This is a genomic window from Thiocapsa sp. UBA6158 (assembly GCF_002423035.1).
Lineage (GTDB): Bacteria > Pseudomonadota > Gammaproteobacteria > Chromatiales > Chromatiaceae > Thiocapsa.
Genome location: NZ_DIUM01000004.1, coordinates 1 through 7,798 on the forward strand (window position 1 = coordinate 1; position 7,798 = coordinate 7,798).

Consider the following 7,798-nt stretch of genomic DNA (forward strand, 5'->3'; position numbering starts at 1 on the left):
CAAGGACGTGCTGCTGCTCGACGTCACGCCGCTCTCGCTCGGCATCGAGACCCTCGGCGGCGTCATGACCAAGCTGATCGAGAAGAACACCACCATCCCGACCTCGGCCCAGCAGGTCTTCTCGACCGCCGACGACAACCAGACCGCGGTGACCGTGCATGTCCTGCAGGGTGAGCGCGAGCGGGCGATCCACAACAAGTCGCTCGGGCGCTTCGACCTCAGCGATATCCCGCTGGCACCGCGCGGCGTGCCGCAGATCGAGGTCAAGTTCGACATCGACGCCAACGGTATCCTCAACGTCTCGGCCAAAGACAAGGCGACCGGCAAGGAGCAGTCGATCATCATCAAGGCGTCCTCGGGTCTGTCGGACGCCGAGATCGCGCAGATGGTCAAGGACGCCGAGGCCCATGCCGAGGAAGACCGTCAGTTCCATGCGCTGGTGGCCGCCCGCAACCATGCCGACACCATGATCCATGCGACGCGCAAGTCGATGGAGCAGCTCGGCGAGAAGATGGAGTCCGGCGAGAAGGACTCGATCGAGGCCGCGATCAAGGAGCTCGAGGAGGTCATGAAGGGCGAGGACAAGGACCGTATCGAGTCGCTGACCAAAAACCTCGGCGATGCCTCCGCAAAGATGGCTGAGCGGCTCTATGCGCAGAGCAGCGCCGGTCCCGGCGCTGCCGGCCCGACCGGTGCCGGCGAGTCCGAGGGTTCGGCGGGTCCGGCGCGCGACGACGTGGTCGACGCCGAATTCGAAGAGGTCAAAGACGACAAGAAGTAAAGCAAGCGGCCGGACAGCTCGAAACCACCCTTAAGATCCCGACCTTGCTCCGGGCCGAGTGGTTTCGAACGAAACGAAAGGTCTGCTCTGTCACCGGTCACGCTGCAGTGCCCTCGACGCGTCGAGGGCACGGGCGCTGTTTCCGAGTCGGCTCGGCTTCGTATGAATCGACCGATCTCCACCGCTGGCGTGGTCTGAAATCGTTATTTTTCTTCGATCGAAACCGCGTTACGCACAACGACGTCTCGGCCCTCGAGAGGCCGTTTCCGGGACACCATCGATTATGACTCTGGACGCGGTTTAGGATTCAATGGCAAAACGCGATTATTACGAGGTCTTGGGCGTCGCGCGCAACGCGAGCGAGGCCGATCTCAAAAAGGCATTCCGTCGCCTGGCGATGAAGTATCACCCGGATCGCAACAGCGGGGATGCGGATACCGAGGCGAAGTTCAAAGAGGCCAAGCTGGCCTACGATATCCTGAGCGATCCGAAGAAACGCTCGGCCTACGATCAGTTCGGCCATGCCGGCGTGGATGCGGGTGCGGGCGGATTCGGTGGTCCGGGCGGAGACGGCGGGGCCTTCTCCGATATCTTCGGGGACGTCTTCGGGGACATCTTCGGGGGGCGCTCGGGCGCTCGACGCACCCAGCGCGGTGTGGATCTGCGCTACGACCTGTCGCTCAGTCTCGAGGACGCGGTCAGCGGCAAGGAGGTCAAATTCCGCATTCCGGTTCAGGTGGAGTGTCAGTTCTGCGGCGGCACCGGGGCCAAGCCGGGTACCAAGCCCAAGACCTGCACGACCTGCGGGGGAAGCGGTCAGGTGCGGATGCAGCAGGGCTTCTTCTCCATCCAGCAGACCTGTCCGACCTGTCGCGGGACGGGCAGTGTGATCGAGGAGGCCTGTAGCCATTGTCGGGGTCGGGGACGCATCCAGGAGGAGAAGACCCTCTCGGTGCGCGTGCCGGCCGGCGTGGACACGGGGGACCGGATCCGCCTTGCCGGCGAAGGCGAGCGCGGCGAGCACGGGGGGCCGCCCGGCGATCTCTATGTTCAGATCCAGGTCAAGGCGCACCCGATCTTTACCCGCGAGGACAGCCACCTGCACTGCGAGGTGCCGATCGGTTTCGTGACCGCCGCGCTCGGCGGCGAGCTCGAGGTCCCGACGCTCGACGGCAAGGTGATGCTCAAGATCCCGGCCGGCACTCAGACGGGCAAGATGTTCCGCGTGCGCGGCAAGGGCGTCAAACCGGTGCGCGGCGGCGTGATCGGCGATCTCATCTGTCGCGTGACGGTCGAGACGCCGGTGAATCTCACCGAGCGTCAGAAGGACCTGCTGCGTGAGTTCGAGGCCAGCATGCAGGAGGGCGGATCGCGGCACAGTCCGCAGTCGCATTCTTGGCTCGATAGCGTGAAGAGTTTTCTCGACAAGATCGGACTCTGAACCGCGTCCGGCGCTTCCTTGGTCGAGTCGAGTCTCGTGTCGGTCGTTTTTTCGCATCGATCGGCGTTCGAGTCGACGCGGTTCAGGAATTTTTTCGGGGCCCATGTCCCGTGAGTTTCCGGGTCCGACCACTAACCACTACCCACGACACTTCAGGAGCTACGATGCAACTCATCAGGATCGCCGTGGCCGGGGCGGGCGGGCGTATGGGCCGCACGCTGGTGCAGGCGGTGAACGAGACCGAGGGACTTGTGTTGGGCGCGGCGACCGAGCGGGCGGGTAGTTCGTTGCTCCGGGCGGATGCCGGCGAGCTTGCGGGGGTCGGGCGTCTGGATGTGTCGGTGGCGTCGGACTTGGCTGGGTGCTTGGACGACTTCGACGTCCTGATCGATTTTACCTCGCCTGTGGCGACGCTCGCACATCTCGAGATCTGCCGCGCCGCCGGAAAGTGCGTGGTGATCGGAACGACCGGGCTCGACCAGGCGCAGCGCGACACGATCACTGCGTCTGCTCGGGAGACCGGCATCGTCTTTGCGCCGAACATGAGCGTCGGCGTGAATCTCTGCTTCAAGCTGCTGGATATCGCCGCGCGAGTGCTCGGCGACGAGGTCGACATCGAGATCATCGAGGCGCACCACCGTCACAAGGTCGACGCGCCATCCGGGACCGCATTGCGTATGGGCGAGGTGCTCGCCTCGGCCTTGGGCCGGGACCTCGACGAGGTCGCCGTCTACGGGCGCGAAGGGCAGACCGGACCGCGCGAGCGCCGCACCATCGGCTTCGAGACCATCCGGGCCGGGGATATCGTCGGCGAGCACAGCGTTTGGTTCGTCGCCGACGGCGAGCGGGTCGAGATCGCCCATAAGGCATCGAGCCGGATGAACTTCGCGCGGGGGGCCGTTCGGGCCGCGGGCTGGATCGCCGGGCGTAGACCGGGGCTGTTCGACATGCAGGACGTCCTCGGGCTGCGGGCGCTTTGAGTCCTTCCGCTTCGGAGGCTTGTCGGATGCACCGCGACGCACGAATCCGTGCGACGTTCCTTCCGCTGGAATCTCGAGCATCGCGCGATGCCGCCGGCTGGCTCGACCTGAGCGACTCCGACGGACTCGAGACCTGACAGGGCGCCGACGAGCGACTCGATCGCCCGAGCCTCTGGTGTGCCGAGTGACATGCCCCCATTGTGTTGACATGCAAGGACAAAGCCCCGCCCAACATCATCTCCAAGCCTGTCCGATCCTCGGACGGTTTGTTCTTCTGAAACAGCGCAGGGGCCCACCTCGCCCGAACCCATGCGCATCCGTGATCGCATTTTCGCCGCCGTTGGGGTCTTTGCGCCGGCAGTTCCTGCTGGCCGTCTCCTGTCTTCTTTTGACGGTTGCCGGTTGCGCCACGGCACCCGAGACCGGCCGACGCCAGATCCTGTTGATCGACAGCGCCCAAGAGGCCCAACTGGGTCTCCAGTCGTTTCAGAAGATCAAGCGCGACACGCCCGTGTCGCGAGACCGCCAAGCCAATGCCCAGCTCCAATCGGTCGGAAGGCGCATCGCAGGCGTCGTGAATATCCCGCATGCGGACTGGGAGTTCGTGCTGTTCGACTCGGAGGAGCCCAATGCCTTTGCGCTGCCCGGCGGCAAGATCGGCGTCAACACCGGCATCTTGCCGATCACGCAGACCGAGGCGGGACTCGCCTCCGTCATCGCTCACGAGATCGCGCATGTGACCGCCCGCCACGGGGCGGAACGGATGTCTCAGGACCTGCTTGTGCAGGTGGGCGGCACCGCGCTGACCGCCGCACTCGGCAGCCAATCGTCGGTCACACGCGATCTGGCCATGCAGGCGTATGGTGTCGGCACGGAGGTCGGCGTCATGCTCCCCTATTCGCGCACTCAGGAGCTCGAGGCCGACCGAGTCGGGTTGCTCTATATGGCGCGAGCCGGTTTCGACCCGACCGAGGCGGTCGGGTTCTGGGAGCGTTTTCAGGCCCATAACCGTGGCAGCCGTACCGGAACCCCGGCGTTTCTGAGCACGCATCCGCTCGACGATGCACGCATCGCGCAGATCCAGCGGTTCCTCCCGCAGGCGATCGCCGAATACCAAGCCGCGCCCCGTTGATGCAGTCATGAAACCGCTTTGGATCCTGATCAGCCTGTTGGTTCTGCTCGCAGGTCTCGCCTCACTGTGGACCCTCGGGTCCCGGGGGCCTGAATCGATCTCGGGGCCTTCGTTGGACGCCCTGCTTGATCTCGATCTTGGCGCTGAGGGCTTTGCCGAGGTTGTCGGAGACTCGCCTTTGCGCTTCCCGGCGGATCATGGCGCCCATCCCGAGTCTCGCGGGGAGCTGTGGAATCTGTTCGGGCGGCTGACCGATGCCCGGGGCGGACGCTACGACTTCCAGCTCGGCCTCTCGCGTATTGCACTCGCTGCGAATCCGCCCGTGCGTGCATCCGAGTGGGCGGCCAATGAGATCTACCGCGGCCGGCTCACACTTATCCGGGCCGGCGAACCCGGGGTGCGATCGGCCGAGCGATTGACGCGCACTGCTTTGGGCCTCGCCGGAGCCGGCTCGCAGCCCGCATCGGTCTGGATCGAGGATTGGTCTCTCGCGCTCTCCGAGGGCCGAGCGGAGCTGTCGAGAATGCGTCTGGTCGCAGACGGCGAGGGGCCGGGGCTCGCCTTGGATCTGATTGCGGGCAAGCCACCCATCGCGCTTGCCGATTTGGGGCTGTTGGGCGGGGATGTCGGCGGGCTGGGGTTGCAGGCGTACCTGCTCCCGCGCATGGCGGCCACCGGGACCTTGACCCTGGACGGCGGCGAGCCCCGGTCGGTGGAGGGGCAGGTCTGGCTCGAGCATGCTTGGGGGACGCTTCCGACGCGCGGGGGGCAGGTCGGTCTGAATCGATTCGCGATCCAGCTCGACCCAGACCGCGAGCTGGTCTGTCTCCAACTGCGTCGCCAAGACGGCACGGGGACACCCATCCCCGCCTGCGCCTTGATCCTCGCCGACGGGCAGGTGCAGAGTTTTCGGCGCCGCGAGATCCGGCTCGACCCGTTCGAGCGCTGGCTCAGCCCCCGCACCGGCGCACGCTACCCGGTGGCCTGGCGGTTGGGCATCCCGATCCTGGCGCTGGAGCTGGAGCTCGTCCCGCTCACCCGGGATCAAGAAGCCGACGACGCGGTCGGACTCTGGAGCGGTGTCGTGCAGGCCGTCGGTCATCTGGGCGGGGACACCATCGCCGGGCACGGGCGGATCGAGACCACGGCCGAGGTGACTGCGCCGTCCGGGATCTGATCGCATCGCCCGCTCAAACCAACCCGATCATCACTGCCGGATCATCCTAACCGGGTCATTATGTTCGACATCCGTTATCCACTGCTTCACATCGCTTTGATTGGGCTGACGCTGTCCTTGCTCGGCTGCGATCGAGGTCCCACCGAGAAGGATGGCGTCTACAGGGCCGAGGTCGGGGAGATCCCGGCAGCGCCTCAGCGTCCGGGCGATCCCGACGAGGGTTACGACGCACTCCTCAACCGCTCGGCGGTCACCTGTGGTCTGCCTTATGCCGCCTACCTCAAGACCCGGGGTGCGGCGACGGACGCGGGTCCGCAGTTCCAGGGTCGGACCGGTCGCAACGCCGAGCTTCCCTACATGCTGACCTCCCATGTGGCGGACTCCGGAGTCGAGATCGTGACCTCGAACTGTCTGGCCTGCCATGCGTCGACAGTCAACGGCGAGCTGGTCATGGGCCTGGGGAACGAGTTTCTCGATCTGACCGCCGATCCCTTGGTCGGGATCGAGGCTGCAGCCGCGTTGGTCGAGGACGGACCCGAAGCGACGGAATGGCGACGCTGGGCCGATCGGATCGGCGCGATCGCCGACTACATGATGACGGATACTGTCGGCGTGAATTCGGCGAACAACCTCACGCTGGCCCTGATGGCGCACCGCGACCCGGAGACGCTGGCCTGGTCCGATACCCCGCTGATCGAGCCTCCGCCGCAGACACCGCTCCCGGTGAGCGTTCCGCCCTGGTGGAACGTCGGCAAGAAGCACGCGATGTTCTACAATGGCGAAGGGCGCGGCGACCATGTCCGCTACATGATCCTCGCCTCCACCACCTGCACCGATACGGTGGAGGAGGCCGCCGAGATCGACGCCTGGTTCGTCGACGTGCGTGCCTATCTGGCAAGCCTGCAGCCGCCCGAGTACCCCTTCGCCATCGATCGGGCGCTCGCCGCGCAAGGCGCTGCGGTCTTCGAGAAGACCTGCAAGGAATGTCACGGGACCTACGGGGAGAAGCCGACCTATCCGAACCGCGTCATCGCGCTCGGCAAGGTCAAGACGGATCCCGAGCTCGCGCGCAAGGGCTTCAGCGATGCGGACCGCTTCCTGAAGTGGTTCGGACGCTCCTTCTACGGCGAGCTGTCGCAGGCCGCGCCGGCGCTCGGCTATGTCGCACCGCCGCTCGACGGGGTCTGGGCGACCGCACCCTATCTGCACAACGGCTCGGTACCGACGATTGCAGCCCTGCTCGACAGCCGCTCGCGTCCGACCTTCTGGCGGTTCGATCGGGAAGGCGACGACCGGCCCGTCTATGATGAGGCCGGCCTCGGTTGGGCCTATCGGGTCCTGGATCACGGCAAGGCCGGTGCCATGAGCTGGGAGGAGCGCAACCACATCTACGACACTGGGCTTCCCGGCTATGGCAATCAGGGCCACACCTTCGGCGACGATCTGAGCGACCCCGAGCGGCTGGCCCTGCTCGAATATCTCAAGACCCTTTAGCCTAAACCGCGCCTGCTGCGGTACGCGATGGTCTTGGATGGGATCGGCCCGGGTCGACTTGACGTCCATGGGAGTCGGCGCGGTTTAGACCATCGGAAAACCTTCGAGACATCATAAAAGAGGACAACCCACATGATTCGAACGACAAGCATCCCAGTGATCCTGGTCGCCGCACTCCTGACCGGCCCGTTGCCGGTTCTGGCCGGCGAGGACGAGCATGATCTCGGACTGGTGACCTGGATGGGTCGACTTCAGTACTACACACACAAGCTCGGCCTTTCCGTCGACGCGGGAAACAAGCCGCTGATCGCCTACTACATCCATGAGGTCGAAGAGGTCATCGAGGCGATCGAGGACATCGACGATGCCGACGGTGTTCCCATCGGCAAGCTCGTCAAAGAGATCCTCATGCCGAGCTTCGAGAGCCTCGAGACATCCTTCGAATCGGGCGACGAGGCGCGTGTCGATGCCGATTACAACGGTCTCATCGGCGCTTGCAACCAGTGCCACGAGAAAGCCAACCGCCCCTATCTCATCGTTGAGCGGCGGCATGACAATCCCTACATGCAGCGCTTCAAACCGAGCCGGGCGGTGGTCACGCCGGCGTCCGAGTGAGCCGCAGCCCCTCGCCGTATCGGGCTTCGGGTTGAGATGCGGCGGGGCAGGAAGGGGGCTGGATGCGGGTTGTGCAGATCGACTATCAAAAAGGACTTGCACGAACGGCCTCTCACCTGTAACCTTGTCGACTCAGTTGCGGGGTGGAGCAGTCAGGCAGCTCGTCGGGCTCATAACC

The 7,798-nt window shown here is 65.1% G+C and carries 7 protein-coding genes; all 7 read left to right on the plus strand.

What is annotated here, in order from left to right; translation table 11 throughout:
* The coding region (locus B4N44_RS00820; protein WP_296695765.1) for an Hsp70 family protein at positions 1–781 on the plus strand (781 nt) is incomplete at its 5' end.
* A gap of 310 nt (positions 782–1,091) precedes the next feature.
* Entirely contained in the window at positions 1,092–2,222 is a 1,131-nt protein-coding gene (dnaJ, locus tag B4N44_RS00825; RefSeq protein ID WP_296695768.1) for a molecular chaperone DnaJ, read from the plus strand.
* A 164-nt stretch (positions 2,223–2,386) separates the two neighbouring features.
* A complete protein-coding gene (gene dapB, locus B4N44_RS00830) occupies positions 2,387–3,202 on the plus strand; it encodes a 4-hydroxy-tetrahydrodipicolinate reductase (RefSeq protein WP_296695771.1) in 816 nt (271 codons plus the stop codon).
* Between the two features lie 319 nt (positions 3,203–3,521).
* On the plus strand, positions 3,522–4,334 hold the full coding sequence (locus B4N44_RS00835; protein WP_296695773.1) for a M48 family metallopeptidase: 813 nt from the start codon (positions 3,522–3,524) through the stop codon (positions 4,332–4,334).
* A gap of 7 nt (positions 4,335–4,341) precedes the next feature.
* Positions 4,342–5,511, plus strand: a complete 1,170-nt coding sequence (locus B4N44_RS00840; RefSeq protein ID WP_296695776.1) for a lipocalin-like domain-containing protein — start codon at positions 4,342–4,344, stop codon at positions 5,509–5,511.
* A 60-nt stretch (positions 5,512–5,571) separates the two neighbouring features.
* Positions 5,572–7,005, plus strand: coding sequence for a hypothetical protein (locus B4N44_RS00845; protein ID WP_296695778.1), 1,434 nt, complete (start codon positions 5,572–5,574; stop codon positions 7,003–7,005).
* Positions 7,006–7,137: 132 nt separating this feature from the next.
* Positions 7,138–7,620 (plus strand): hypothetical protein, encoded by a 483-nt coding sequence (locus tag B4N44_RS00850; protein WP_296695780.1) that lies wholly within the window; start codon positions 7,138–7,140, stop codon positions 7,618–7,620.
* Positions 7,621–7,798: the final 178 nt, after the last annotated feature.

Coding starts and splice junctions, on each gene's coding strand:
- dnaJ (WP_296695768.1), top strand. CDS start 1,092: ATGGCAAAACGCGATTATTACGAGGTCTTGGGCGTCGCGCGCAACGCG.
- B4N44_RS00845 (WP_296695778.1), top strand. CDS start 5,572: ATGTTCGACATCCGTTATCCACTGCTTCACATCGCTTTGATTGGGCTG.
- B4N44_RS00840 (WP_296695776.1), top strand. CDS start 4,342: ATGAAACCGCTTTGGATCCTGATCAGCCTGTTGGTTCTGCTCGCAGGT.
- dapB (WP_296695771.1), top strand. CDS start 2,387: ATGCAACTCATCAGGATCGCCGTGGCCGGGGCGGGCGGGCGTATGGGC.
- B4N44_RS00850 (WP_296695780.1), top strand. CDS start 7,138: ATGATTCGAACGACAAGCATCCCAGTGATCCTGGTCGCCGCACTCCTG.